Here is a 26,560-nt window from a genome sequence, read left to right on the forward strand (position 1 = left end):
CGGAGAGAACCTCTTCTCCCTTTTCCGGGATAGACCTTAGGGCCGCCGTTCCATCGATCGCGACACCAGGATCACGGGGATCATGCCGGCTATAACGATGATCATCGCCGCCACCGACGCATCCTCGACCTTCGCACGCGAGGCGTCCTCATACACAAGGGTGGCAAGGGTGTTGAAGTTGAACGGGCGCAGCATGATCGTCGCCGACAGTTCCTTCATGGTCTCGATGAAGACGAGCAGTGCCGCGGTCAGGACGGCAGGGCGCATCATCGGCAGAAGCACGGTGCGCAGCGTCTGCCCGCCGGTGCGGCCGAGCGCGCGCGCGGCCATGTCGAGGTGCGGCGACAGTTTCTGGAAACCTGCCTCCAGCGTGCCTTCGGCCATGGTGAGGAACCGCACGGTGCAGGCATAGATGATGGCAAACCCCGTTCCGGTCATCAGCAGGCCGGTGGAGATGCCGAAGGCGCTGCGAAAGCCGCCATCGACCCAATTGTCGAGCGCTGCCAGCGGAAAGAGCACGCCGATGGCCAGGACCGTGCCGGGCACGCCGTAGCCGAAGGAGGCGAGGCGGCCGGCCGTGTCGGTGAAGCGCGAGCGCCCGGTCCGCGCCGCATAGGCGAGCACGAAGCCGAGCAGCACCGTCACCAGAGCGGTGGCACCGGACACCAGGATGCTGTGGAAGAGTGCATTCAAGAGCCGTGGCTCGATGAATTGATCGAGCCGCTTCAGCGCGTAATTGCCCAGAATCAGGAACGGTACCGCAAAGCCGGAGAGAACTGGAAGCAGGCAGGCGATCGTCGCGGCCCACTTCTTCCAGCCGGATAGCGAAAGCCTGGAGGCGTCGTGCACGGCCGATGTCGTCTTCTGGCTGGAGAAACGCTGCCTGCGCCGCGCCGCCCGCTCGATCATCATCAGCCCGATGACGAAGACGAGCATGATGCAGGCGATCTGGGCCGCGCCGGCAAGGCTGCCGCGGTTCAGCCAGGTGTCGAAGATCGAGAAGGTCAGCGTTTGCACGCCGAGAAATTCGACGGCGCCGATGTCGTTGAGCGTCTCCATCGCGACCAGCGTCAGGCCGATCATGATCGCCGGTCGCGCCATCGGGATCTGGATGCGGAAGAACACTTTCAGCGGCCCGGCGCCAAGCGTGCGGGCAACGTCGGCGGCTGCACGCCCCTGCATCAGGAACATCGAGCGGCAGGCGAGATAGATATAGGGATAGAGCACGGAGCTCAGAACCAGCACGGCGCCGCCGAGCGAGCGGATGTCGGGGAACCAGTAATCGCGGCTCGTCTTGAAGCCGAAAAGGACGCGGATCGCTCCCTGCACCGGGCCGGTGAAGGTAAACAGCTCGCCGAAGGCATAGGCCGCCAGATAGGCGGGAATAGCGAGCGGCAGCACGAGTGCTGCAGACAGAAACCGGCGCAAGGGAAACTCGCAGCTTGCCACCAGCCACGCGGTCAGGATGCCGATGACGGCTGTCGTCGTCCCGGTCAGCCCGATCAGCAGCACCGTGCGGATGGTGGCGCGCGGGATGACGTTTTGCATGAGATGCGGCCAGTCTGCGCCGCCTCCCGAGATCGCCAGCCAGGCAATGGCGAGGATCGGCATCAGCACAATCAGCGAGGCACCCCCGGCCCACACCGCGAGCAGTGGATGCGAAAGACCGGTTCTCGCGCCGGTGCGGCGCCGCTTGAGGCTTTGTGACGTGGACTGCAATCGATCGGATCCGGAGCGAAACGGCAAGGAATGGCCGTGAGGACGCCAACAAACTGGCTTCCCCAAGTCAACATTTCCTTACAGCATCTGTCGTCAGTTCGCCAAGACGCGTTGTGACGGGAAGGAAATTTCCACCAGCGTGCCCTCGTTCGGTGCGGAGGTGATGGCAAACTGCGCGCGGTTGGCTTCAGCCATGGCCTTGGTCAGCGGAAGGCCGAGGCCGGTGCCGTCGCCGCGCTTGCGGCCACCTGTTGTCACCTGCCGGAACGGCTTCATCGCCTGATCGAGTTCGACGCGCGTCATGCCGACGCCGGTGTCGCGGATGCGAAGGATGACGCTGCCGTTCGCTTCATAGGAGGTGGATACGACGATCTGACCGCCCGATGGCGTGAAGCGGATGGCGTTCGCCAGGATGTTGAGCGCGATCTGCTTGATCGAACGGCTATCGGCGACCACGCTCGGCACCGTTGCCGAAAGCGACGTGCGGATGATGACGCGCTGGCTGTTGGCCTGCGGCTGCACCAGCGAGACCGCCTCGGAAACCGCATCGTTGATTTCGACCGAGCCGAAGTCGAGATCCATCTCGCCCGCCTCGATCTTGGAAATATCCAGGAGGTCGTTGACGATGTCGAGCACGTGGCGGCCGGAGCGGCCGATGTCGCCGGCGTATTCGATGTAGCGGGGATGGCCGACCGGGCCGAAATGCTCGCTCGCCATCATGTCGGAAAAGCCGATGATCGCGTTGAGTGGCGTGCGGATTTCGTGACTGACGCGCGCCAGGAACTCGGTCTTGTGGGCGTTTGCCGTCTCGGCCGCGCGCTTGGCGTTGCGCAACTCTTCTTCGGTGCGCTTCCACTGGGTGATGTCGCGGATGACGGCGCAATAGCCGTTGGAGGCGGACAGGCGGCCGATAGTCATGAACAGCGGCAGGAAACCGCCCGCCGCCTCGCGGCCGATTACCTCGCGGCCGTCGTTGAGTACGCTGGCAACGCCGTGACCGGACAGGCCCTGCAGGTAGTCGATAACAGCCTTCTGGCTCTCATGGGCAAAGAGCGCCGCAAACGGCTTGCCGCGGATTTCGCTCTCATCGTAGTTGAAGAGAGCGCTCGCCGAGCGGTTGACCGAGCGGATATCGCCGTCATGCCCGAGAATGACGACGCCATCAGTCGCCGTCTCCAGGATCGAGCGCAGCTCGTCGATTTCAGTCTTGAGCTTGCCGACCTGTTCGTCTGGGACGACGGCAGGCTGAACGGTTTCAGCCGGATCGGCTTCGCTCTCGTGCGGTTGCGAGGCTTCGGTCGATGCCAGCGCCAGCATCAGCGCGCTCTTGCCGTCCCAGCGGATCGAATGCAGGTGGGCCGTCACCGCAACCAGCTGGCCGGTCTTGCGGATCAGCGTCATCGTGCCATCAGGCTCTGCGTCGCCGATCTCTTCGTCATTGGCAAACAGCGCGTCGATGCCGCCTTCCTGCTCGAAATCGTCGAGGGTTTCGTATCCCGTCAGTCGCAGGAATTCCGGATTGGCGTGCAGCAGGTCGTCGCCACGATGCACCAGAAGGCCGACAGGCAGGCTGTCGAGGATCTCGCCGCTGAAGCCAACGGTTGCGATTGCCGCCGGATCGATGCCCGCTTCGGCCAGGTCGTCGGAGCGAGGTTCGGCTGCAGCGGCTTCGCTCGATGTCGGCGTCGCAAGCGCCTGTTCGGGCTCGCTGCCGGCAGTCGGCACGGCCTCGAGGATAGCTTCGTCGTCAAGCTGCGATGCCGGTCGTTCGCTTTCGCCACGGGTGGCGTCGGCCGAAGCCTCGCCCGAAGACGTGTTCTGCGCCTCTGGCATCGCTACGAAATTCTCGCCGAGCTGCCGCGCGATTTCGCGAAATGCCGCCTGCTCGCCGCGTGTAAGCGCGCTCGACCCGGTCGGGCGGTGCTGCTCGAGCTCGATGATCTTGTCGGAAGCCCGTCGCCCCGTCGTCTCGACGATGCGAATCGCCGGCCGTTCGCCAAGGAACGGATCGTTCGAGAGCTGATGTTCGTCGTTAGTTGTCGTCTCGTTCGCCTGCGGCACGTCGACAAAAAGCGAAGGCTCGTCAGTATCGCTGTCGCTCTGGACCGCATTGATCGCCTCTTCGGCGACCGGCAGGTGCTCCGCAGCAGCCGGGGTGGTGATATCGTCGGTCTCTGCCGGATCTTCGTCCCCGTCGAGCGAAAGGCCGTTGGCGTTTTCGTCTTCGATCGCGTCTGCAACGCGCACAATGCCGAAGCCGCGGAAGCCGTCGAATTCCCGCGAGCGCGAATAAGTCGGCAAAGCGGCGAGATCGACGGGAACCTTGAGGCTCGTACCTTCGACCGGCCAGAAGATCGTCTTTCCGGACCACGTGTCGCGGCGGTGCAGGAGTTCGTTGATCTTGTTGTCGGGGTCGAGCCCGTAGCGGGCGGAAACCGAAGCGAAGCTGGCGCCGATCACGTCAGCGGCCTTCGGCCCGACGGCCGAGGCAAATTCCTCCGAGATTTCGCTGAACTGTCCTGCCGCGTCGATCTTCCAGACGAACCGCACCGCCCGTCCGCCGGCGGCGAAGGCGAAGTGCGACGGAGCGTCGGTAACGTCCGTTTGTGCAGGGGGTGCCGTCGGCAGCGCGTCGGTGGCAGGTGCCGTGTCGGCGATCAGCGATTGTACGGGCGCGTCCACGACAGCATCGGTCTGTTCGCGCGCATCTTCCGCCGTTGTAGCGGGCGCCGTTTCCAGGGACGTCTCGCCAGCTCCGTCGCCTTCTAGAACAGGGGAGGGGGCGTCAGCTTCAATCGCGCCGACGGTTTCGTCGGCTTCCGCAAGCGGCTGCTCGATTTCGTCTTCGGCGATGACCTGCTCATCCGCCGATACCGCCTCGTCGAGAGCCGCCGGCTCGTCGACCGCTTCCACCGCGTCGGCAACCACAGCCACGTCCGTTTCGACGGCAACGGGCGCGATGTCGCTGACACCGTCGGCCTCGACGACATCGATGACAGCTGCCGGCATCAGCGCCGCCTCGGCCGGTGCCTCGTCCGGATCGAGGTTGCCGAGAATGGTTTCGACCGCGAAGAGAAGATGCAGCGCCGGCTCGTCGGCAATCTTGCCGATCGCGGCCGGAAGGTGTCCCTTTGCCGTGGCGACCGGGCGCTTGATCAGCCAGTCGTGGTCGCGGGCAACAGCCAGCACGAGCTGGCGGCGCGTCTCGTCGGACATCCCGAGATTGGCAAAGCCCGTCGACTGCGCAACGATCGCGCCGTCGGCATCGAGCACCGCCATGTGCGTGTCCGGGCCGTCGAGCCCGGCGATCATGCGCGCCGCGCGATCTTCCGTCGAAAGCGGCTTGCCGGAATGGGGGGCCGTAAACAGCACGCCCAGTTCGTCCGGCCGGACGCGGATCAGCTCGACGGCCGTATTGAGTGGCACGCTTCGAAAGCCCGCGGCAATGCGCATCAGGAGCTGGCGGCGGTCGCCGACCGAAACGAGCTGTGTCGCCGCCGCCTTCAGCTGGCGCGCCGACAGGTCGTTCGGGCTAGGCCCGGTTTCGATGAAGTCGTAGATCGAGTCTGCGCCGAAGAAGGCCGCACCCTGATCGTTGGCCCAGAGAACGCGGCTCAAATCCCGCGAAAACAGGATCGCCGCATCGCCGCGCGCAAAATGTTCGCGCACCCGCTCGTGCACGGCAATGTCGATGAAGGGGTACTGTCTTGCGGGCATGGATGGGCCTATTGACGGGTCGCGGGTACGTTAACACTCTATTAATACCCGCCGAGCGGCTGAGGGTCCAGCAATCCGGGCCTTTCGCTCACCCCTTTCACCGCGAAGGGTTAACGCAGGTGAATTTGTGCACTGCACAATTTTATTGCAATGCACAAGAAGATCGATTATATAAGGTGCATCAATCAACGGCGCCTCAAATGAGGGCCCTGACACCAAGGAGCGCTTTCATGGCTACCAAGAAGATCGACGACGCATTTTCCTTCTCCTCTTTCGACCCGGCCAAGGTTGCCGACAGCTTCCGCGACTTCGCGGAAAAGGGCGCTGCCCAGTCGAAGGATGCCTATTCCAAGATGAAGACCGCTGCCGAGGAAGCCAGCAAGACCGTCGAAGCGACGCTTGAAAGCGCCCAGACCGGTAGCGTCGAGCTCGGCCTCAAGGCTATCGACGCGCTACGCACCAATGCCGAAAACTCGCTTTCGCACATGGAAGCGCTGCTCGGCGTGAAGTCGCTGTCCGAATTCGTCGAACTGCAGACCTCGTTCTTCCGCAAGCAGGCTGAACTTGCCGTCGAGCAGACCAAGTCGATGCAGGAAGCAACCAAGAAGGTTGCCGAGAATGTCGTAAAGCCCGGCAAGGATGCCGCTGAAAAGGCGATCTCTTCTTTCAAGAAGGCCTGATCCGCGCCGGCCCCTGGCCGCGCTGGGTTTGAATGGGACCGGGTGGCTTGCCATCCGGTCTTTTTGCAGGATAATCTCAAGTTTAGGCTTGCAATGCGACGGAAGTCTCCGTATGTGAGCCGCCAAGCGACTGATGTCGCTTGTTTGTGCGGTTGTAGCTCAGTTGGTTAGAGCGCAGGTTTGTGGCACCTGAGGTCGGAGGTTCGAGACCCCCCAACCGTACCATTCTTCTTCTAAAATAACTTTCTTTGCGCGGCCGGATCGCCGGCCCTTAGCTCTTGGTCCATAAGGCCCTGCGCCCGCGTCGCGCGTTTCCATGCTCCCCACACGTTTCTTCGCCTCGGCCTATGGGTTGCCAAGCGTCGGCCAAAGGCGCCCCACTCCGCTCACGCAAACATCTGATGCTCGGCGGTCACCAATTCCTGCAGAAACGCGACGACGGTGCGCACGCGCACAAGGTCGCGGGCGCTTTCGTGATAGGTGGTCCAGTAGGCGCGCCGGATCGTCGTCTCCGGCAGGATACGCTCGAGTTCGGGTGTGTGCCGGGCGATGTAGTTGTGCAGGATGCCGATGCCGGCGCTGGAGCGCACGGCCTCCGTCTGGCCGGTGGCGCTGGAGATCTCGAAGGAGGCATCCCAGCTTCGCATGATCTCGGCGGAAAAGTTGAGCGACGGTGTGAAGATCAGGTCTTCGACATAGCCGATGCGGCGATGATGCTTGAGGTCATCGATCGTCTTCGGCGTACCGTGCTGCGCCAGGTAGGGCGTCGACGCATAGAGGCCGAGCGTGTAGTCGGTCAGTTTCGATGAGACCAGCCGTCCCTGTTCCGGCCGTTCGATGGTGATGGCGATATCGGCCTCGCGCTGCGACAGCGAGAAGGAGCGGGGGACCGGCACGAGCTGCAGCTTCAGTTCCGGATAGCGCGCCGTCAGCCGGCCGAGGCGGGGTGCGAGGAAGGAAACGCCAAAGCCATCAGGGGCGCCGATGCGCACGGTGCCGGCGATCGCCGTGTCGATGCGGCCGATCTGCGACTGTGCGGCGAGCATCTCCGTTTCCATGCGCTCCGCGGCCGCCAGGAAGATCTCGCCCTCTGCCGTCAGTTCGCAGCCGTTCGGTCGGCGCACCAAGAGCCGCGTCTTCAGCGTTTCCTCAAGCGCCGTCACCCGCCGACTGAGCGTGGCATGGTTGAGGCCGAGCCGCTTTGAAGCGGCAAGGATCTGCCCAGTGCGGGCGACCGCCAGGAACATTCTCACATCGTCCCAATTCATGTTTCTGACCTCATGGACTTCAATTTACGCACAACGGTTGCTGAATATCGGAAATTGCTTTGTTCAAATCGTAGTGCGATCATGCCGCCACAATCAAGATCAGGAGGAGACATCCATGTACGAACTCGGTCATTTCATCGATGGCAAGCGCGTTGCCGGCACCAGCGGCCGCACGAGCAACATTTTCAACCCGGCAACGGGCGAAGTGCAGGGCACCGTGGCGCTGGCAAGCGACGCGGAACTGGGCGCAGCCGTCGCCAGCGCCAAGGCTGCGCAGCCGAAGTGGGCCGCCACCAACCCACAGCGCCGCGCCCGCGTCTTCATGAAGTTCGTCGAACTCTTGAACACCCACATGAACGAGCTTGCCGAGATCCTGTCGCGCGAGCACGGCAAGACGATCGAAGACGCCAAGGGCGATCTCGTTCGCGGCCTGGAAGTCTGCGAATTCGTCATTGGCATTCCGCATCTGCAGAAGAGCGAGTTCACCGAGGGTGCAGGCCCCGGCATCGACATGTATTCGATCCGCCAGGCTGTCGGCATCGGCGCCGGCATCACGCCGTTCAACTTCCCCGCCATGATCCCGATGTGGATGTTTGCGCCGGCGATCGCCTGCGGCAACGCCTTCATCCTGAAGCCGTCCGAGCGTGATCCGTCCGTTCCGATCCGCCTTGCCGAACTGATGATCGAAGCAGGCCTGCCGGCCGGCATCCTCAACGTCGTCAACGGTGACAAGGGCGCGGTCGACGCGATCCTCACCAACCCCGACATTTCTGCCGTGTCCTTCGTCGGCTCGACGCCGATTGCCCGCTACGTCTATGGTACGGCTGCCATGAACGGCAAGCGCGCCCAGTGCTTCGGCGGCGCCAAGAACCACATGATCATCATGCCGGACGCCGATCTGGACCAGGCTGCCAACGCACTGATGGGTGCGGGCTACGGCTCGGCCGGCGAGCGTTGCATGGCAATCTCCGTTGCCGTTCCGGTTGGCGAAGACACCGCCGACCGCCTGATCGCCAAGCTGACGCCGATGGTCGAAAGCCTGCGCATCGGCCCCTACACCGACGAGAAGGCCGACATGGGCCCAGTCGTCACCAAGGAAGCCCAGGCGCGCATCAAGAGCCTGATCGACAGTGGTGTCGAGGCGGGCGCCAAGCTCGTCGTCGACGGCCGCGATTTCAAGCTCCAGGGCTATGAGGATGGCTACTTCGTCGGCGGTTGCCTGTTCGACCACGTCACCCCCGACATGGACATCTACAAGACAGAGATCTTTGGACCGGTTCTTTCGGTTGTTCGCGCCAAGAACTACGAGGAAGCCCTCGACCTGCCGATGAAGCACGAATACGGCAACGGCGTCGCGATCTACACCCGCGACGGTGATGCGGCCCGCGACTTCGCCTCGCGCATCAACATCGGCATGGTCGGCGTCAACGTTCCGATCCCGGTTCCGCTCGCCTACCACTCCTTCGGCGGCTGGAAGTCCTCGTCGTTCGGCGACCTCAACCAGCACGGCACGGACTCGATCAAGTTCTGGACCAAGACCAAGACGATCACCGAGCGTTGGCCGTCTGGTATCAAGGATGGTGCCGAATTCGTCATGCCGACGATGAAGTAACAACGGGATAAAGATCCTCCCGCCTCCAGGGCCTCCTTCGGGAGGCCCTTTTTTGTTGCATGCTCTGGGCCTCTTTCCGACGGCTCTTTCTTGTTGCATGGTATGTTGCGATGCAACTAATTTGATATGCCGAGGCGGCCGAAAATTGATTCGGCCTTGATCGAATATCGCAAGCATTTCGACCGTTCTTTTGCATGGAAGGCTCATCCGGGGGGATAGCCACAGTTCGCTGGGTTCACAAATGACGTCATCCTGTCGCAACGCGGCGCCTGTTTGATAGCGGGCAGCCGCAAGCTGGTTTCATTGAGAGAGGTTTATCATGGTCGTGGCCGAAACAGCGTCGATGCAAGGGACGTTGACGCAGAGGGTACCGGACAATTTCCACCGTCTGTCGTTTACCGGCAGCGGAAAGGAGTATTTTGGCATCTGGATCGTCAACGTGCTTTTGACGATCATCACGCTCGGCATCTATTCCGCCTGGGCAAAAGTTCGCCGCAATCGCTATTTCTACGGCAACACCGTGCTGCTCGGGCGCGCCTTCGAATATCATGCCAAGGGCAAGCAGATCCTGATCGGTCGCCTGATCGTCTTCGCCTATCTGATCTTCTACAACGTCATGCTGACCTTCGTGCCGATCGCCGGCGTCATGCTTGCGCTGTTGCTGGTGGCCTTCGTGCCATGGCTGGTCGTCAGAGGCCTGCGCTTCAGCGCCCGCGTGACCAGCTATCGCAATGTGCGGTTCGATTTCGTCGGCGGCGTCGGCGGTGCGTTCCTCGCCTTCATCGTCGGCCCGGTCATCTCGGTCCTGACGCTCGGCATCCTCGTGCCGCTCGCCAGCCGCTGGTCCTATCGCTACATCGGCAGCAACCTGCGTTACGGGCAGCGCGCATTCGCGACCGATCCCTCGGTCGGTACGATCTACAGGTCCTGGTTCCTGTCGGCAGCGATCATCGTCGCCGGCCTCGCGATCATCGCCTTCGTCGGGTTCCTCAACTTCGCGGTGATCATGGCGCTGTTCGACGGTTCCGTCGAGCCGACCGGGGGCATACAGTTTTCGATGATCGCGCTGTTCGTCTTCGGTTACATCGCGCTCGTCTCGATCTTCGGCGTCGCAGCGCTGTTTTACCGTGCCGGAGTGCGCAACGTCGCCTGGTCGGCAACGACATTCGACGGCAAGCACCAGCTGACGAGCGATCTGTCGCGGGGGCGCTATGCATGGATCGCGGTGACCAACCTGATCGTCACCGTCATCACCCTGGGGCTGATGCGTCCCTGGGCTGCCGTGCGAATGGCGCGGTATGTCAATGAACATACAGGCGTGCATTTCGAGGGCAATGTCGGCGAGATGTTCGACAAGATCGCTCAAGAGGGTTCGGCCGTCGGTTCGGAATTCATGGACTTCGAAGGCTTCGACTTTGGCTTCTGACGGAACAGAGATTGCTGTTGGCGAGTGGCATCCGGCAGGCTCCAGCCGGTCGGTGCCATCCCGTCTGATCGACGCCGGTGGCGGCTTCAAGGTTTTGGATGAGGCCGGCCTCGAGCTTACCGCCGGCACGTTTGCTGCGGTGGATGTTTCTGCGCGTGTAGGGGCCATTCCGCGTCGCGCCGAATTTCCCGACGGTTCGCTGTTCGAAACCACCGACAACGATACCATCGATCGTTTCTTGAAGGCCAAGGGAAAGACCAGTCTCGTCCACGAATGGGAACGCTTTCACCCGCGGCTGATCGCGGTCGTTTTGGCGACAGTGCTGAGCGGCGTGGCGATTTATCGTTATGCCGTGCCTGCACTTGTCGAAATCGCCGTGCTGGTGACGCCGCCGATCGTCCCGAAGATCATGTCGGCAAGCACGCTCGAGACCATGGACCGCTCGGTTCTCGATACCTCGGCATTGGCAGCCGAGCGCCAGCAGAAGATCCGCGACGGGTTCGCCGCGATCGCGCGGCTGTCCGATCGAGGCGAGGGCGGATTTAGCCTCAATTTCCGCAAGGGTGGCGCCATCGGACCAAACGCCTTCGCGCTCCCGGACGGCACGCTGATCGTCACCGATGAACTGGTCGAGCTTGCCGGCAACGACACCGAAATGATCGTCGGCGTGCTGGCGCACGAGATCGGTCACGTCGAGCTGGAACATAGCCTGCGGCAGATCTACCGCGCGGCCGGTGTTGCGGGACTGGTGATGATGATTGGCGGCGACATCGGCTCCGGTGCGGAAGACATTCTGGTGCAGGGCGCCGGCCTCTTGTCGCTCTCCTACTCGCGGGCAGCGGAGGCGGCGGCGGATCGGCATTCCGTCGAGTTGATGGTGAAGGCCAAACGGGATCCCACGGCGATCGCCCGGTTCTTCGATCTGCTCGAAAAAGAGCTTGGCGACAGTTCCGATACCAGCATCCTTGCGACCCATCCCGGCACGCCGGAGCGCCGCAAGGCAATTCTCGATTATGCCGGCGAACTCAATGCGCAGGGTCAGTAGGGGAAGGGGCTTCGAGCTTTGTCGCCCACGATAGAACAAGAAACGAAAACGGCGGGCACATGGCCCGCCGTTTCCCGTTCATGCAATGGGTTTTGATCAGTCCTGCGGACCGTCGTTGTAGCCGACCTTGTCGACCAGTTCCGACGCCTTCTTGCGGTTCGCTGCGATCTCGGCGAGCGGCAGTTCGTCCGGCTTGATCGTGCCGAAGGACTTGACCACGTCGGAGGGCTCGGCACCCGGCAGCACCGGATATTCGTAGACCTGCTCGGCATAGATCTTCTGCGCTTCGCCTTCCGACAGGAATTCCATCAGCTTCAGCGCGTTGTCCTTGTTCGGGGCGTTCTTGGCGAGCGCCATGCCCGAAATGTTCACGTGCGTGCCGCGGTCCTTGGCGTTCGGGAAGAGGACCTTGATAGCGGCCGCCCATCCCTTCTGCTCCGGCTCCTTCTCGTTGGTCAGCATCAGACCGACATAGTAGGTGTTGCCGAGCGCAAGGTCGCATTCGCCGGCCAGGATCGCCTTGGCCTGGTCGCGGTCGCCGCCATCGGGCTTCTTCGCCAGATTGTTCTTCAGGCCGGTCAGCCACTTCTCGGTCTCGGCTTCGCCGTTGTGGGCGATCATCGAGGCGAACAGGCCGATATTGTAGGAGTGCTGGCCGTCACGGGTGCAGATCTTGCCCTTCCACTTGGGATCAGCGAGCTCTTCGTAGGTGATGTCGTTCTCGGCGACGCGGTCCTTGGAGGCGTAGACGACGCGACCGCGGGTGGTCAGGCCGAACCAGTTGCCTTCAGGATCGCGGAAATGTGCTGGAATGTCCTTGTTGATCGTCTCGTTGACGACGGGCTGGGTCACGCCTGCGTCCTTGGCCTCGGTGAGGCGGCTGATGTCGACGGTCAGGATCACGTCCGCCGGCGAGTTTGCGCCTTCGGCCTGGATGCGCTCGACGAGGCCCTTGTCGAGGAAGAGCACGTTCGTCGTGATGCCGGTTTCCTTGGTGAAGGCATCGAGCAGCGGCTTGATCAGGTCGGGCTGACGATAGGAATAGATGTTGACCTCGCCATCGGCCCAGGCGGCCGTGGACGCGAGCAGGCTTGCGGTGAGGGACAATACGCCCATTGCAGCTCTTGAAACGGACATGGTTTCCTCCATTTTTTGGTTTGAGCTAAGTTAACAAAATCGCTCATCTTTTTGATCCGCAGCTGGCCAACAGTCAACCGGGTAACGGTTAACGATCAAGCAGATGTGACTTTTTCGGTTTTTTGGAATTGTTCCAAACTACGATCCGTCCTATATGAAGGTTCGATAAACCTCTCGATTCCGGAGCAAATGATGCGACTGACGAAACAAACGAACTACGCAGTTCGCATGTTGATGTACTGCGCTGCAAACGGCGAGAGGCTCAGCCGCGTTCCCGAAATCGCCAAGGCCTATGGCGTCTCCGAGTTGTTTCTGTTCAAGATCCTTCAGCCGTTGACCCGCGCCGGCCTGGTCGAGACCGTGCGTGGCCGCAACGGCGGCGTACGCCTGCCGAAGCCCGCTTCGGCCATCACCCTGTTTGATGTGGTCAAGGTGACGGAAGACAGCTTCGCCATGGCCGAATGCTTCGAGGCCGGCGAAATCGATTGTCCGCTGGTTGACAGCTGCGGTCTCAACTCCGCTCTGCGCAAGGCTCTGAATGCATTCTTCGAAGTGCTGCAGGGCTACACCATCGACGATCTGGTCAAGGCGCGTCCCCAGATCAACTTCCTGCTTGGTATCGAAGAGACCAAGCGTCCGCAGACGACTGCGGCCTGAACCCAGTTTCGCGGCGCCGCGTGTCCGTCATGACGCCCGGCGCTGCACCGCCTGATCCTGCCGCATGATTTCGCGGTTCAGAGCTGCTTCCGGCCACCGTTTCAGTTCGGCGCCAGATACTCCCTCAATATGAACTCTATTGCCGTCGGATCGATCTCTGACTTGTCGATGCGGAAATCCGCGCCGTATTCTTCCAGGTTCTGGAAATAGGGCTCGACGAGCGACCCCGAGATAACACCGATCGGGCCGATGAAGCCCTGGTGCCGGAGCGCCGGTACCGTTTCGCGGAAGTCGCGCTGCGGCTGAAGGCGGTTGTCCATCAGCACCATCGAGACCGGTTTTCCCGACCGTAGAAATTGGAGCGCGCTTTCGATCGTCTGGCAGTAATGCAGTTCAATCGCGATCGTGCTGACCTTCTTGATCAGCCCGCGCAGAATGAGGTTCTCCGCAGGGTCGTCGTCAACGAGCAGGATATGGGCTTTTTGTGTCATGATCGTCCAAGTACCTGAGTGACCGGGAGCCATTCTGCGGTGCTCGCCTGCCATCGGCAAGCGGCTGGGTGGTGGGTGTGTCTTGTTTCTGCGGCGTCCGATTGCAGCGTTTCCGCCTTGCAGCGCTGCCATGTTCAAATCGTCCCGTCGACCGGCGTCACTGAATGATCTGTTCGCGTATCGCCTTCGCCACCATTTGCGTCCGATTGACGACATCCAGCTTCTTCAGGATCGTCGCCGTATGCGAATTCACGGTGTGTTCCGAGACCGATACGATCAGTGCAATCTCGCTGGCTGTCTTTCCATGGGAAATCCACTTGAGAATCTCCGTTTCGCGCGGCGTCAGGCCCATCCCGGCCTTGTTGGAAAGCGCGATGCTGTAGAAATAGTCGAAGGCGCAGATGGCATCGTAGGTCAGCTCGAAATGCTCGGAGCGGGCGATATCGTTGCCATCGCCCAGGAACAGTACGGCATACCGCGCGCCCGTCGCCGCCGCGTGCACCGGCACGCTCAAGAGCAGCTCGAAGCCGAGCTGGACAAGCAGGTTCTGGCCGTTGGCGCAGTCAGGGTCATCAGCTCTCCAGACGGAGGAAATAATCGACGTGTGCAGGGTCTTGTAGAAGAGCGAATCGCCGAAGCGGTGACGCTTGTCGTATTCTTCCGCCAGACCCGACGGAAGATCGTGCAGGACGAGCCGGGTGGACAGCATGCACGCGTCGTTCTCGTTGCCGAGCTGCAGAATGCCGAAATGATTGAAGCCGAACCGCAGCGCCATCGTGTGAAAGATGCGGAAGAAGTCGACGCGGTTGAGCGCTTTCTCCAGATCGTTGCGGAGATCATAGCGCCTGTGATTTTCCAGCAAACTTGCCACGAATGCGCTACCCCTTTGTCGCGAGGCGGCAGTCTACGCGCAAGGCCGGCTCAATCAACCGCATGAGGCCGGTGGCGAAATTGCGGATTGGCATCGTCACGACCGTCTCTCGGCGGCATTGCCGCGAGACCGAAAGCGCCGTGAGGCGGATGCCGCCCCCTCCCAAGGACGTTGTGGCACGTCGATTGTCTCCCCCGAGATTTTGTCTAGGTTCTATTGCACAATCGGTCGGGTGATTTCTACCCAACTATCTTGGGATTGACCGTTTCTTGCGATTTCATCGAATCGCTGCCCCTTGCGTCTGTGACGATACACGCAGGGCGGGTGCATGGGAGCGGAGGATTGCTACAACCAGTCCGTTCCGCGCATGCGCTTTGCCCGTCGAACATCGCTCCGCACCGTCGACGATAGACCGGATGAGCACGCGGCGCACCGCCCGTGCAGGGGCTGTCAAAGGCCACGGAAATGTCAGGGTATTCTAAAACAGTGGACAGATTTCCGGCTCCGCCGCAGGAGGAATTTTTCGCATAGACAAATTTGTTCGGCGACTTATTGCAATGCGACGCCAAATGTCGTTCCATCCGGCCTTGACCGGGGGCAAACGCCATTCCGCGTCAGGAAAATACGAGAACAAGAACAAATCTGGGAAGCAAAGCTCATGAAAAAGCTCACTACTCTCTTCGCAGCGACGGCGCTTGCCACGCTGATGGCCGGCTCCGCCTGGTCGAAAACGTTCGTTTATTGCTCGGAAGGTTCGCCTGAGGGTTTTGACCCGGGCCTCTACACCGCCGGCACGACGTTCGACGCAGCAGCGCACACGGTCTACAACCGCCTGCTCGAGTTCAAGAAGGGCACGACCGAAACCGAGCCGGGCCTCGCTGAGAGCTGGACCATTTCCGATGACGGCCTTGAATACACGTTCAAGCTGCGTCCGGGCGTGAAGTTCCAGACGACGGAGTTCTTCACTCCCACTCGCGAGCTCAACGCTGACGACGTCGTGTTCTCCTATGAGCGCCAGCTCAAGGCCGACAACCCCTGGAACAAGTACGTGACCGGCGCTTCGTGGGAATACGCAGCCGGCATGGGCTTCCCGGAAGTCATCAAGTCGGTCGAGAAGGTCGATGACCTGACGGTCAAGTTCACCCTGACGCGCAAGGAAGCGCCGTTCCTCGCCAACATCGCCATGCCGTTCGCGTCGATCCTGTCGAAGGAATATGCCGACAAGCTGCAGGCCGAAGGCAAGATGAACCAGATGAACCAGATGCCGCTCGGCACCGGTCCGTTCGCGTTCGTCGCCTACCAGCAGGACGCCGTCATCCGCTACAAGGCAAACCCGGACTATTGGGGTGGCAAGCAGAAGATCGACGACCTGGTCTTCGCGATCACTGCCGACGCTTCGGTTCGCTACCAGAAGCTGCAGGCCGGCGAATGCCACCTGATGCCGTTCCCGAACTCGGCTGACGTGGCTGCCATGAAGGCCGATCCGAACCTTAAGGTGATGGAACAGGCCGGTCTGAACGTTGCCTACCTCGCCTACAACACCACGCAGGCTCCGTTCGACAAGCCGGAAGTCCGCAAGGCGCTGAACAAGGCGATCAACAAGCAGGCGATCGTCGACGCCGTGTTCCAGGGCGCTGCCCAGCCGGCAACCAACCCGATCCCGCCGACGATGTGGTCGTACAACGACACGCTCCAGGACGACACCTACGATCTCGACGCAGCCAAGAAGATGCTCGAAGAAGCAGGCGTCAAGGATCTGTCGATGAAGGTGTGGGCGATGCCGGTTTCGCGTCCCTACATGCTCAACGCTCGCCGCGCTGCGGAACTGATGCAGGCTGACTTCGCCAAGATCGGCGTCAAGGTCGAGATCGTCTCCTACGAGTGGGCCGAATACCTCGACAAGTCGAAGGCAAAGGACCGTGACGGTGCCGTCATCCTCGGCTGGACCGGCGACAACGGCGACCCGGACAACTTCCTCGACACCTTGCTCGGCTGCAACGCTGTCGGCGGCAACAACCGCGCTCAGTGGTGCAACCCGGAATTCGACGCCCTGGTCAAGAAGGCCAAGGACACGTCCGACCTGGCAGAGCGCACCAAGCTCTACGAAGAGGCGCAGGTTGTCTTCAAGCGCGAAGCGCCTTGGGCAACGCTTGACCACTCCCTGTCGGTCGTTCCGATGCGCAAGAATGTCGAAGGCTTCGTCCAGAGCCCGCTCGGCGATTTTGCCTTCGACGGCGTGGATATTGTCGAGTAAGCTAATAAACTGATCCGAAAGGGGGCGTTTGCCGCGGGCAAACGCCCCTCTTTGCATCTACTGCAGCGCCATGCGTCTTGTCAGACGCGTGAAGTTCGCTGTAGGCACTTTGAGTTGCTGCCTGTTTTTGCCCTCAAATCCGAAGGGTTCAAGAAAACATGCAGTGGTGCCAGCGCCGGGAGACAACGGCGCGGCAACGTGGCGCGGGGTAAAACATGTTTCGATTTCTCTTGGGGCGTTTGGCGGTCCTGATCCCGACTTTCATCGGGGTCTCCATCATTGCCTTCTCCTTCATTCGCATGCTTCCGGGCGATCCTGTCGCCCTGCTTTCGGGCGAGCGTGTCATGTCGCCGGAGCGGCATGCGGAAATTTCACACGCGCTCGGCTTCGACCGGCCGATCGTGATCCAGTACTTGGACTATCTCTGGGGTGTGCTCCAGGGTGATTTCGGCACGTCGATCGTGACGAAGAAGCCGGTGATCGACCAGTTCTTCGAACTGTTCCCGGCGACGCTGGAGCTTTCGCTCTGCGCGATCATCTTTGCGATCGTGCTCGGCATTCCCGCCGGCGTCATCGCGGCGATCAAGCGCGGCTCCTTCGTCGACCAGACGATCATGGGCACCGCACTTGTCGGCTTCTCCATGCCGATCTTCTGGTGGGGCCTGCTGCTGATCATGCTGGTCTCGGGCATCCTGCAATGGACGCCGGTTTCGGGGCGTATCTCGCTGATGTACTTCTTCCCGCCGGTCACGGGCTTCATGCTGATCGACTCGTTGTTGTCGGGGCAGGCGGGCGCCTTCAAGTCTGCCGTGAGCCATCTCATCCTGCCGACCATCGTGCTTGGCACCATTCCGCTCGCCGTGATTGCGCGCCAGACCCGGTCGGCGATGCTTGAAGTGCTGTCGGAAGACTATGTGCGCACGGCGCGCGCCAAGGGCCTTTCGACCTTCCGTGTCGTCGGTGTCCATGCGCTGCGAAATGCCATGATCCCGGTCATCACCACGATCGGCCTGCAGGTGGGCGTCATGCTCGCCGGTGCGATCCTGACCGAGACGATCTTCTCCTGGCCGGGCATCGGCAAATGGATGGTCGATTCCGTCTTCAGGCGCGACTACGCCGTCATTCAGGGTGGCCTCCTGGTCATCGCCGGCATCATCATGCTGGTGAACCTGGCCGTCGACCTTCTATACGGTCTCATCAACCCACGTATCCGGCACTAAGGAGGGCGATATGTCTCAAGCTGCTGCAACAAGCGCCGTTTCGACAGATCCGTCCCGCCGGGCGCGACTGGCCGAATTCTGGTATTATTTCTCCGAGAACCGCGGCGCCGTCATCGGCCTCGTGTTCTTCCTGTTCCTCGTGCTCCTGGCGATCTTTGCTCCGATCGTCGCCCCGCATGACCCGACGGCCCAATACCGCGATGCGGTGCTGATCCCGCCGGTCTGGCAGGAAGGCGGCCGTGCCGAATTCCTGCTTGGCACCGACGCTGTCGGTCGCGACATGCTCTCGCGCCTGATCTATGGCACGCAGTTCTCGCTGTTCGTCGGCGTTATCGTCACCACGCTCTCGCTGGTCGGCGGTATCTTCATCGGCGTGATCGCGGGCTACTTCCGCGGTTGGGTCGATACCGTCATCATGCGCGTGATGGACATCATTCTGGCCTTCCCGTCGCTGCTGCTTGCCCTCGTGCTGGTCGCCGTTCTCGGACCGGGCCTGACAAACGCGATGATCGCCATCGCGCTGGTGTTCCAGCCGCACTTCGTTCGCCTGACGCGCGCTGCCGTCATGAGCGAAAAGAGCCGCGACTACGTCATTGCCGCCAAGGTCGCAGGTGCCGGCCACGGTCGCCTGATGTTCAAGACGATCCTGCCGAACTGCATGGCGCCGCTGATCGTCCAGGCGACCCTGTCGTTCTCGAGCGCGATCCTCGACGCTGCCGCTCTTGGCTTCCTCGGCATGGGTGCCCAGCCTCCGACACCGGAATGGGGCACGATGCTCGCTGAAGCGCGTGAGTTCATCCAGAGCAAGTGGTGGGTGGTAACGCTTCCGGGCGTCGCAATCCTGGTCACGGTGCTGGCGATCAACCTCATGGGTGACGGCCTGCGCGATGCTCTCGATCCCAAGCTGAAGAGGTCCTGATCATGGCGCTTCTCGAAATCGAAAACCTGGTCGTCGAGTTCCAGACGGCCACCGGTCCCTTCCGCGCCGTCGATGGCGTGTCGATGAAGGTCCACGAAAAGGAAGTGCTGGCGATCGTCGGTGAATCCGGCTCGGGCAAGTCCGTGTCGATGCTGGCGGCCATGGGCCTCCTGCCTTGGACGGCGAAGGTCACGGCCGACAAGCTGACGTTCAACGGTCGCGACCTGCTCGGCATGTCGTCCGCCGAGCGCAAGAAGATCATCGGCAAGGATATTTCGATGATCTTCCAGGAGCCGGTCGCAAGCCTCAACCCTTGCTTCACGGTCGGCTTCCAGATCGAGGAGGTGCTGCGCATTCACCTCGGTCTGGACAAGACCGCGCGGCGCAAGCGCGCCATCGAGCTGTTCGAGGCGGTCGGTATCCCCGATCCGGCCGAACGGTTGGGGCACTATCCCCACCAGATGTCGGGCGGGCAGTGCCAGCGCGTGATGATCGCGATCGCCATTGCCTGCAACCCGAAGCTCCTGATCGCCGACGAGCCGACGACCGCGCTCGACGTGACGATCCAGAAGCAGATCCTCGACCTCCTGATGCGGCTCCAGGCCGAGCATGGCATGGGCCTCATCATGATCACGCACAACATGGGCGTGGTCGCCGAGACTGCCGATCGCGTCGTCGTGCAGTACAAGGGCCGCAAGATGGAGGAGGCCGACGTGCTGTCGCTGTTCGAATCGCCGAAGAGCAACTACACGCGCGCGCTTCTGGCAGCTTTGCCGGACAATGCGACCGGTGATCGGTTGCCGACCATCTCCGAGCTTTTTGTCGATGAACCGAGCCTTCAAGGAGCCGCCCGATGACCGTCGTTCTCGAAGCGCGCAATCTGGTGCGCGACTATCATATCCCCGGCGGCCTGATGAAAAAGGCCAAGACCGTGCATGCGCTCAAGGGCGTGAGCTTCTCGGTGGAAAAGGGCAAGACGCTGGCGATCGTCGGCGAAAGCGGGTGCGGCAAGTCGACGCTTGGCCGCATCCTGACGCTGATCGACCCGGCGACGTCGGGTGATCTGCTGATCGATGGCAACAAGATCGATATCACCAAGGGCGACCTGACGCCGGAGATGCGCCGCAAGGTGCAGATCGTCTTCCAGAACCCCTATGGCTCGCTCAACCCGCGCCAGAAGATCGGCGACATCTTGACCGAACCACTGATCATCAACACCAAAACCCCCGCTGACGAACGTCGCGAGCGGGGGATGGCGATGCTGAAGAAGGTCGGTCTCGACGAGAAACACTACAATCGTTACCCGCACATGTTCTCGGGCGGCCAGCGCCAGCGCATCGCTATTGCGCGCGCGCTGATGCTCAACCCGAAGCTTCTGGTGCTGGACGAGCCGGTTTCGGCGCTCGACCTGTCGGTTCAGGCGCAGGTGTTGAACCTGCTCGCGGATCTGCAGGACGAGTTCCAGCTGACTTACGTCTTCATCAGTCACGATCTCTCGGTGGTGCGCTACATCGCTGACGACGTGATGGTGATGTATTTCGGCGAGGCGGTCGAATACGGCAGCCGCGACGAAGTCTTCGCCGATCCGAAGCACAGCTACACCAAGACGCTGTTTGCCGCGACGCCGCGCGCCGACGTTGCCAGCATCAAGGCACGGCTTGCCAAGAAGCAGGCAGCCTGAGCCGTCTCGGTGCTGTCTGACGATACCAGAGGCCGGGGAAAGAACTCCCCGGCTTCTTGGCCTTGCCGGGCCGATGGTGTAGAGCTTTCGCGCCGCCATTCACTTCTCGCCTTCCGGCGGCGGGCAGCCGCTTTTCGGCCGACCATTCAGCGTTCGGCCCAACTTCAGGAACACGATCATGGAAATCAAGCGTTTCGAAACCGGCCCCCGGATGAGCCAGGCCGTGGTTTACAACAACACCGTCTACCTCGCCGGCCAGGTCGGCAATGCCGGTGACGATGTCGTGACCCAGACGAAGCAGGCGCTTGCCGAAGTCGACCGTCTTCTGGCGCTCGCCGGCACCGACAAGACCCGCATCCTCTCGGCCACCATCTGGCTCGCCGACATGGCTGACTTCCCGAAGATGAACTCGGTCTGGGATGCCTGGGCACCCCAGGGCAACACCCCGGCACGCGCGACCGGCGAAGCCAAGCTCGCAACCCCGGAATACCTCGTCGAAGTCATCGTCGTCGCAGCCGCCGCCTAAGGCACAGCAATCGCATCTGAAAGATTGCGACGCGCTTTCAGTCGCTTGCCAAAACCGAGCGGTCTTGCCGCCACACTGCATCTCCGCCGCCGTGCCCTGCGCACGGCGGCGTTTTCTTTTGCCTGACCTGCCCCCGCATTCCCTCGTCCAGGAACCATTCGCCAGTCTGCACGTTTACCTTCAGTTCCACAAAAACATGGGAGGGCATTCGATGCTCTACTGGCTGCCGCGGATCTGCGTGCTTGCTTTCGCAGGTCTATTGATTGGTTTCGGCTTCGTCCCGGACACCGCCACCGGCGTAGCGCACACGCTGCTCGTCATCGTCCTCGGTCTCGGGCTCTTGTCGCTGACCTTGCACGTGTTCCCACCGGAACGACACTGAACGACGAGGTATGCCGAAAGGTGTCCGCGTGACAAAAAGAGGCGAGGGACGGCATTGGATACATCCGGCCACACGGCTGCTTACTACAAGCTGAAACGCATCGCCGAGGAGGAAACGGCCACGGCCGAAGCGGCCTTGCCCGCTGAGCCGAAGCGGGACGGCATCGATTTGATGGTCGCCTGGAGCATCATCGGCCTGTTCGTGATTGCCGGGTCGGCCGCCGTCTACTCGATGGAAACGATTCTGATGCCGATCACGCTGGCCGTCGTCGTCGGTATCGTGCTCGGGCGCGCGGCCGACAGCCTATCAAAGTTCGGCCTGCCGCCAATCATCGGCGGGCTGGTGCTGGCGCTCGTCTTCGTGCTTGGTCTTGCATCGGTGGTCAGCGTCCTGCTCGGACCGATCACGGAGCTGGCGCAAAAGGCGCCGGCCCTGGCGGAGGGGGTGGTCGAGCGCGTGCTGCCGTTCATCGAACGCTTCGAGTGGCTCCGCCTGGCGGTGGCGAAAGGCACCGGCAGCGAAGCACTCGCTGATACCGTCATGAAAAATGCCGCCCCTGTGCTCGGCGCCGTCGCCGGCGGGCTGACACCCGCTTTGGTCCAGACATTGATTTTTCTGGCAGCACTCGGGCTGTTCCTGCTGGGGCGCCTGCATTTGCGCAGAACCATCATTCTTGCCTTTACCAGCCGAGAAAGACGCCTGAGCACGATCCGGATCATGAACGCGATCGAAACCGCCTTGGCACAGTATTTTTCGATAGCAAGCCTGATCTATCTGGCCCTCGGCGTCGTCACCATGATCATCGCGCTGGTCGGCGGCTTGGCCATGCCGCCGCTTTGGGGGCTGTTCGCCTTCGTCTCCAGCTTCATTCCGTATCTCGGCGTTACAATGATGACGCTGGCGCTGCTCGTCGGCGGGCTTATGACGCATGACGCCATTCTGCTGGCGTTGGCGCCGGCTGCCACGTTCTTCGTGGTTCATCTCGTCATGGAAAATCTGGTGATACCGTCGATCCTGGGCAACAGGCTCGAGGTCAACCCGTTCCTCGTCTTCGTCGCCATCATCTTCTGGACATGGATGTGGGGCGCGGTCGGCGCCATGCTGGCGCTGCCCTTGTCGCTGATCGCCATGACGATTTTCGAAGAGGTGCGCGAGCAGCCGCCCGAACGGCAGCTGCCGGCATGATGCGCCCGAGTTGTGTAATTATCCGCGGGTCGAGCGGGCGTGTTCGTCGAAGAAAAGCGCTTGGCTGATCAGCGCCTTGACCATATCCGGATTGAAGGGCTTGGTCACCAGGAAGGCCGGTTCCGGCCGCTTGCCGGTCAGCAGCCGCTCGGGGAAGGCGGTGATGAAGATCACCGGCACTGCCGCGTCCTTCAGGATCTCGTTGACGGCGTCGATGCCCGAGCTGCCGTCGGCAAGCTGGATGTCGGCCAGCACCATCTTCGGTGCCGTCTTGTGATAGAGATCGAGCGCTTCCTTGTGCGTGCGGGCGATGCCGGTCACGCGATGGCCGAGGCTCGTCACCATGTCCTCGATATCAAGTGCGATCAGCGGTTCGTCTTCGATGATCAGAACTTCGGTTGCCACCTGGCGCGATATGTCTTCAGACGCAACCGTCAGCAGCTTGGAAAACGCCGCCTGGCTCTGCCCCATGATCTCGGCGGCATCGGCAATCGAGAAGCCCTCCACCGAGACGAGCAGAAAGGCCTGGCGCGCTGCGGGCGCGATCAGCGAAAGATTGGCCGCTGCCTGCTGCTCCCAGGCGAAGGGAGAGACGTTCCCGGTCCGGTCGATGGAGACTTTCTCAAACAGCGAGCAGAACAGCTTATATAGGGAGATCCGGTCGTTGGAACCGTCGGGAAAAAGGCTGATGTCTTCGATCAGCGCTTCCAGAACTGCAGCCACATAACCGTCGCCGGCAGCCTGCGAACCGGTAACGGCGCGGGAGTAACGGCGCAGAAAGGGAAGGTGTGGCGCAATACGGGTCGAAAGTGACATTAAGTACTTCCTTGGGTCTGATGTGATTCGCTTGTTTTCTGAGGACAATGGACATCCCGCGAAAGACGTGAATGTTTTGAACACGTTTTTCGGCCTATGGGAAGCTGGCAACAGCGATGCGCGCTCGAGGTGTTTCGAGCGCCGTGCGACGTGGGGATAGGTGGGATGGAAGATCCTGTGGACGAACGCAGTGCCAAGGAGGGCGGAAGAGCGAAGGCCGAAAGCGGTTTGGATCCGAATGGCTTGATTGGCTCGAAACTGAAGGCGCTCTATCGTGCTATCGAACAGGAGCCCGTACCCGACCTCTTCATCGACCTTTTGCAAAAGCTGGATGATGCCGAGGCGCACACGCGGGTCGACGAGACGCTTTCGTCAAAGGCATGAGCCCAAGACATGAGAAACGGGCCAAAGCCCGTTTCTGTCGCTCTCTCGAGACGTTTTTGCCTTAGCAGGCGGCTTCGTAGCGGCGGCCGTAGCGGTCGCGGTAGATGCAGCGCCCAGGCTCATTGGCGTTACCGATGAGCGCACCGGCGACACCGCCGACGGCGGCACCCACGGCAGCGCCTCTGACATTGCCTGTTGCGGCACCGCCGATGATCGCACCGCCGGTCGCGCCGATCGCCGCACCCTTCTCCGTTTGCGTGCAGGCCGCGAGGGGGAGGATCAGGCTTGCTACAATAAGTATCTTCTTCATGACGCGTTCCTATCCGAGGTTTTCTTTGTTGGACATTGAAGGATGCATTCGGCCTAGGCCGTTTGCGGGGAATGAGGACGAACAGAATGACGACAATGAGGCCGCTCACCGAGGCAGGCGCCCGTTGTCGACACCAGCCCTGACCCGAGCCTCACGATCAACTTAGGGGCCTTTGGTTCGCTCGCAACGGGCGGGAATGCACCGCTCATCAATGTCTCCCTGTGTGGTATCGCTGCGGGCGCAGCGCTTGTTATTGCTATGGAAACGACGATCACGCGGATTTGTTCCATTGGGCGAAGTCTTCCTGGAACTTGCCGTCGATCCGGCGTTTTGGCGGGTGGTCCGCAGCAACCGCTCGCAGACGTGCCCGACGCCCCGTTCCGCCCGACAATGCCCAGGCCGTTACCTATCGTACCGACGTGAAAGGCCGCGCCGAATGCGCAGGGCCCAGCGAGGTTACGACAAAATTTCGGTCCGACCGATGGAACTTCATACCGTCCATGATCGTTTGCTTATGAAGTTTTTGATCGAAGGAGCATGCGAATGGAACATATCGCTGCCATCATGGTCCTCGTCGGCTGCATGCAGGGCGGTACCGCCTGCCGTGAGGTTCCGACACCGGTCGTCGGTTTCGAAACCGTCGAAGAATGTCACGAATTGCTTTCGCCATCGATCGAAGAGGTCGGGAAGGTGTTCAAGGGCGCCTACGGCCAATGCGCCGAAGTGGATCCGGCCCTGTTCGTCGAAGACGCAACGATCGAGTGGCGGATCACGCCGTCACGCCAGCTCGAAGTCAAAGTGATTGCCGACGATAGCCCCTACGTTGTTGCCACACGCACGGACGATAAGCCCAAACTCCGCAACTGAACTTGCCATCGAGAAGTGCGACGACCTCAAGAGTGTCTCACAGCCATGCAGAACGAAAAACAAACGCCGCTGCGGTAATCAAGCGCAGCGGCGTTTGCTTTTGTGGTCTTTGCAAAGAGCAGTTGCGCAGCAACTATCTCTTCGGTTTGGGCTCGGTCTTTTTCAGTTTTTCAAGAAGACTGTCCAAGTTTTTGCTCTGTTTGTCTGCGTTGTGTGCGTAGAGATCACGCATCGTTCTACCGATGTGAAGATTACTGTCCGGCCGTTCGGCGTTTCGGCGTGCCGTTTCAGCCGCGGACTTCCAGATATGTGACATTGGCATCTTCATGTCGAACCTGCTTTATTCCTTGAGGGAACAACGTAGGACTATCTCGAAGGTTCCTGGCGGAATTCGTCTCGGCTGTGCCATTTCGAAACTGATTTGATGATCGTGGTTAATAGATCGTTTCGATCCTCATTTGGCAGGGTCGAAGATTTTTTCCATCATTACGGATGCGCCGGAACAAAGTCCGGGATCATGACGTTTCTTCTCCAGCGACGCACACAAGGAGATATCCTATGCTTTACTACGCTCTCGTCTTTCTGGTGGTGGCGATTATCGCCGGTGTACTTGGTTTTGGCGGTATTGCTGGCGCTTCTGCAGGTATCGCGCAGATCCTGTTCTTCCTGTTCCTCGCCTTCCTGGTGATCTCGCTGGTCGCAGGTTTGATGCGCAGGACGTGATCCAGGGAGCGATCCTCTCGCCGGACATGAACAAGGGACGAATGTCGAAAGACTTCGTCCCTTTCGCGTGTTCGGTCAGGGCCCGCGACATCCCTTGCCCTCACAGATGTGCTTGGCTATTCATGCCGAAACGGATCTGACGCGCACCAAAGGAATGCGAACACCATGAAATCGCTGGAGCTCCTCGTAGAGCGGATCATCTTGTCCAGTCGCTGGCTGCTGGTCATCTTCTATCTCGGGCTTGTTGCAGCATTGGGACTCTACGGAATCTCGTTCATGTACAAGCTCGCGAAGATTGCCGGCATGGTTTTCGTCTACGACGATGCCCAGATGATCCTGGCGATGCTCGGGCTGATCGATGCCGCGCTGGTGGCGAGCCTGATCGTCATGGTGATGATCTCGGGATACGAGAACTTCGTCAGCCGCTTCGACGAGGCCGACGCCGAGGTCTCCTTCCTTGGCAAGCTCGATGCCGGCAGCCTGAAGATCAAGGTTGCCTCGTCGATTGTCGCGATTTCGTCTATCCATCTTCTGCAAATCTTCCTCAATACGCAGCAATATACAAACCAGCAGCTGATGTGGGCGACGATCATGCATCTTGCCTTCGTGGTTTCGGCAGTTCTGCTCGGCTATCTCGAGCAGATCATGACTGGACTGAAGAAGAAGTAAC

At 61.1% G+C, this 26,560-nt stretch carries 25 protein-coding genes and 1 tRNA gene; 18 read left to right on the forward strand and 8 right to left on the reverse strand.

Annotated features, from left to right (window positions below; all coding sequences use genetic code 11):
* Window positions 1–36: 36 nt before the first annotated feature.
* Window positions 37–1,719, reverse strand: coding sequence for an ABC transporter permease (locus AC1Q80_RS03500; RefSeq protein ID WP_492359640.1), 1,683 nt, complete (start codon window positions 1,717–1,719; stop codon window positions 37–39).
* 93 nt (window positions 1,720–1,812) lie between these two features.
* A complete protein-coding gene (locus AC1Q80_RS03505) occupies window positions 1,813–5,436 on the reverse strand; it encodes a PAS domain S-box protein (RefSeq protein WP_492359641.1) in 3,624 nt (1,207 codons plus the stop codon).
* A 230-nt stretch (window positions 5,437–5,666) separates the two neighbouring features.
* Here AC1Q80_RS03505 and AC1Q80_RS03510 point away from each other — a divergent pair, with 230 nt between their 5' ends.
* Together AC1Q80_RS03510 and AC1Q80_RS03515 are read left to right on the forward strand one after the other, a co-directional pair.
* Window positions 5,667–6,116: a phasin gene (locus AC1Q80_RS03510; protein ID WP_077504281.1), complete on the forward strand. Its 450-nt coding sequence runs from the start codon at window positions 5,667–5,669 to the stop codon at window positions 6,114–6,116.
* Window positions 6,117–6,264: 148 nt separating this feature from the next.
* Window positions 6,265–6,341 (forward strand) — tRNA-His (locus AC1Q80_RS03515).
* Window positions 6,342–6,502: 161 nt separating this feature from the next.
* On the opposite strand, the gene AC1Q80_RS03520 is transcribed toward AC1Q80_RS03515, so the two are convergent.
* Window positions 6,503–7,384, reverse strand: coding sequence for a LysR family transcriptional regulator (locus tag AC1Q80_RS03520; protein WP_173419058.1), 882 nt, complete (start codon window positions 7,382–7,384; stop codon window positions 6,503–6,505).
* Between the two features lie 115 nt (window positions 7,385–7,499).
* Here AC1Q80_RS03520 and AC1Q80_RS03525 point away from each other — a divergent pair, with 115 nt between their 5' ends.
* From AC1Q80_RS03525 to AC1Q80_RS03535, 3 genes are all read left to right on the forward strand, one after another.
* Window positions 7,500–8,996 carry a CoA-acylating methylmalonate-semialdehyde dehydrogenase gene (locus AC1Q80_RS03525; protein ID WP_492359642.1) on the forward strand — a complete coding sequence of 499 codons (1,497 nt, stop codon included), beginning with the start codon at window positions 7,500–7,502 and terminating at the stop codon, window positions 8,994–8,996.
* Window positions 8,997–9,315: 319 nt separating this feature from the next.
* Complete coding sequence (locus AC1Q80_RS03530; RefSeq protein ID WP_492359643.1) at window positions 9,316–10,422, forward strand: YjgN family protein; 1,107 nt, start codon at window positions 9,316–9,318, stop codon at window positions 10,420–10,422.
* Window positions 10,412–11,467, forward strand: coding sequence for a M48 family metallopeptidase (locus tag AC1Q80_RS03535; protein WP_492359644.1), 1,056 nt, complete (start codon window positions 10,412–10,414; stop codon window positions 11,465–11,467). The genes AC1Q80_RS03530 and AC1Q80_RS03535 overlap by 11 nt, the downstream gene beginning before the upstream one ends.
* Window positions 11,468–11,563: 96 nt before the next feature.
* Here AC1Q80_RS03535 and AC1Q80_RS03540 read toward each other — a convergent pair whose 3' ends face one another.
* On the reverse strand, window positions 11,564–12,583 hold the full coding sequence (locus AC1Q80_RS03540; protein WP_492359859.1) for a Fe(3+) ABC transporter substrate-binding protein: 1,020 nt from the start codon (window positions 12,581–12,583) through the stop codon (window positions 11,564–11,566).
* A 213-nt stretch (window positions 12,584–12,796) separates the two neighbouring features.
* Here AC1Q80_RS03540 and rirA point away from each other — a divergent pair, with 213 nt between their 5' ends.
* On the forward strand, window positions 12,797–13,261 hold the full coding sequence (rirA, locus tag AC1Q80_RS03545) for an iron-responsive transcriptional regulator RirA (RefSeq protein WP_173419063.1): 465 nt from the start codon (window positions 12,797–12,799) through the stop codon (window positions 13,259–13,261).
* A 101-nt stretch (window positions 13,262–13,362) separates the two neighbouring features.
* Here the strand turns inward: rirA and AC1Q80_RS03550 are convergent, their stop codons facing one another.
* Together AC1Q80_RS03550 and AC1Q80_RS03555 are read right to left on the reverse strand one after the other, a co-directional pair.
* The gene (locus AC1Q80_RS03550) at window positions 13,363–13,884 is read right to left on the reverse strand and encodes a response regulator (protein ID WP_492359645.1); all 522 of its coding nucleotides are present in this window, start codon (window positions 13,882–13,884) and stop codon (window positions 13,363–13,365) included.
* A 25-nt stretch (window positions 13,885–13,909) separates the two neighbouring features.
* The gene (locus AC1Q80_RS03555; RefSeq protein ID WP_492359646.1) at window positions 13,910–14,623 is read right to left on the reverse strand and encodes a helix-turn-helix transcriptional regulator; all 714 of its coding nucleotides are present in this window, start codon (window positions 14,621–14,623) and stop codon (window positions 13,910–13,912) included.
* Window positions 14,624–15,281: 658 nt separating this feature from the next.
* Here AC1Q80_RS03555 and AC1Q80_RS03560 point away from each other — a divergent pair.
* The 8 genes from AC1Q80_RS03560 to AC1Q80_RS03595 all read left to right on the forward strand — a co-directional run bounded on the left by AC1Q80_RS03560 (window position 15,282) and on the right by AC1Q80_RS03595 (window position 22,790).
* A complete protein-coding gene (locus tag AC1Q80_RS03560) occupies window positions 15,282–16,877 on the forward strand; it encodes an ABC transporter substrate-binding protein (RefSeq protein WP_173419066.1) in 1,596 nt (531 codons plus the stop codon).
* Between the two features lie 215 nt (window positions 16,878–17,092).
* A complete protein-coding gene (locus AC1Q80_RS03565; protein ID WP_173419067.1) occupies window positions 17,093–18,097 on the forward strand; it encodes an ABC transporter permease subunit in 1,005 nt (334 codons plus the stop codon).
* Between the two features lie 10 nt (window positions 18,098–18,107).
* Entirely contained in the window at window positions 18,108–19,016 is a 909-nt protein-coding gene (locus AC1Q80_RS03570; protein ID WP_173419068.1) for an ABC transporter permease subunit, read from the forward strand.
* Between the two features lie 2 nt (window positions 19,017–19,018).
* Window positions 19,019–19,873 (forward strand): ABC transporter ATP-binding protein, encoded by an 855-nt coding sequence (locus tag AC1Q80_RS03575; RefSeq protein ID WP_173419069.1) that lies wholly within the window; start codon window positions 19,019–19,021, stop codon window positions 19,871–19,873.
* Entirely contained in the window at window positions 19,870–20,697 is an 828-nt protein-coding gene (locus AC1Q80_RS03580; protein WP_173419070.1) for a dipeptide ABC transporter ATP-binding protein, read from the forward strand. Before AC1Q80_RS03575 ends, AC1Q80_RS03580 begins: the two co-directional genes overlap by 4 nt.
* Before the next feature lie 178 nt (window positions 20,698–20,875).
* Window positions 20,876–21,223, forward strand: a complete 348-nt coding sequence (locus tag AC1Q80_RS03585) for a RidA family protein (protein WP_025426006.1) — start codon at window positions 20,876–20,878, stop codon at window positions 21,221–21,223.
* A 211-nt stretch (window positions 21,224–21,434) separates the two neighbouring features.
* Window positions 21,435–21,605 (forward strand): hypothetical protein, encoded by a 171-nt coding sequence (locus AC1Q80_RS03590; RefSeq protein WP_171986904.1) that lies wholly within the window; start codon window positions 21,435–21,437, stop codon window positions 21,603–21,605.
* Between the two features lie 54 nt (window positions 21,606–21,659).
* Window positions 21,660–22,790 (forward strand): AI-2E family transporter, encoded by a 1,131-nt coding sequence (locus AC1Q80_RS03595; protein ID WP_492359647.1) that lies wholly within the window; start codon window positions 21,660–21,662, stop codon window positions 22,788–22,790.
* An 18-nt stretch (window positions 22,791–22,808) separates the two neighbouring features.
* Here AC1Q80_RS03595 and AC1Q80_RS03600 read toward each other — a convergent pair whose 3' ends face one another.
* Complete coding sequence (locus AC1Q80_RS03600) at window positions 22,809–23,606, reverse strand: response regulator (RefSeq protein ID WP_173419072.1); 798 nt, start codon at window positions 23,604–23,606, stop codon at window positions 22,809–22,811.
* Window positions 23,607–23,771: 165 nt separating this feature from the next.
* Here AC1Q80_RS03600 and AC1Q80_RS03605 point away from each other — a divergent pair, with 165 nt between their 5' ends.
* A complete protein-coding gene (locus tag AC1Q80_RS03605) occupies window positions 23,772–23,990 on the forward strand; it encodes a NepR family anti-sigma factor (RefSeq protein ID WP_492359648.1) in 219 nt (72 codons plus the stop codon).
* Between the two features lie 61 nt (window positions 23,991–24,051).
* Here AC1Q80_RS03605 and AC1Q80_RS03610 read toward each other — a convergent pair whose 3' ends face one another.
* Window positions 24,052–24,300, reverse strand: a complete 249-nt coding sequence (locus AC1Q80_RS03610) for a YMGG-like glycine zipper-containing protein (protein WP_173419074.1) — start codon at window positions 24,298–24,300, stop codon at window positions 24,052–24,054.
* 543 nt (window positions 24,301–24,843) lie between these two features.
* Here AC1Q80_RS03610 and AC1Q80_RS03615 point away from each other — a divergent pair.
* The 3 genes from AC1Q80_RS03615 (at window position 24,844) to AC1Q80_RS03625 (ending at window position 26,559) form a co-directional block, all read left to right on the forward strand.
* Complete coding sequence (locus AC1Q80_RS03615; protein WP_209787430.1) at window positions 24,844–25,167, forward strand: hypothetical protein; 324 nt, start codon at window positions 24,844–24,846, stop codon at window positions 25,165–25,167.
* 558 nt (window positions 25,168–25,725) lie between these two features.
* A complete protein-coding gene (locus AC1Q80_RS03620) occupies window positions 25,726–25,890 on the forward strand; it encodes a DUF1328 domain-containing protein (RefSeq protein ID WP_037105882.1) in 165 nt (54 codons plus the stop codon).
* Window positions 25,891–26,055: 165 nt separating this feature from the next.
* Window positions 26,056–26,559 (forward strand): TIGR00645 family protein, encoded by a 504-nt coding sequence (locus AC1Q80_RS03625; protein WP_173419076.1) that lies wholly within the window; start codon window positions 26,056–26,058, stop codon window positions 26,557–26,559.
* Window position 26,560: the final 1 nt, after the last annotated feature.

The organism is Ensifer sp. GW823-FHT05D09, from assembly GCF_058795755.1.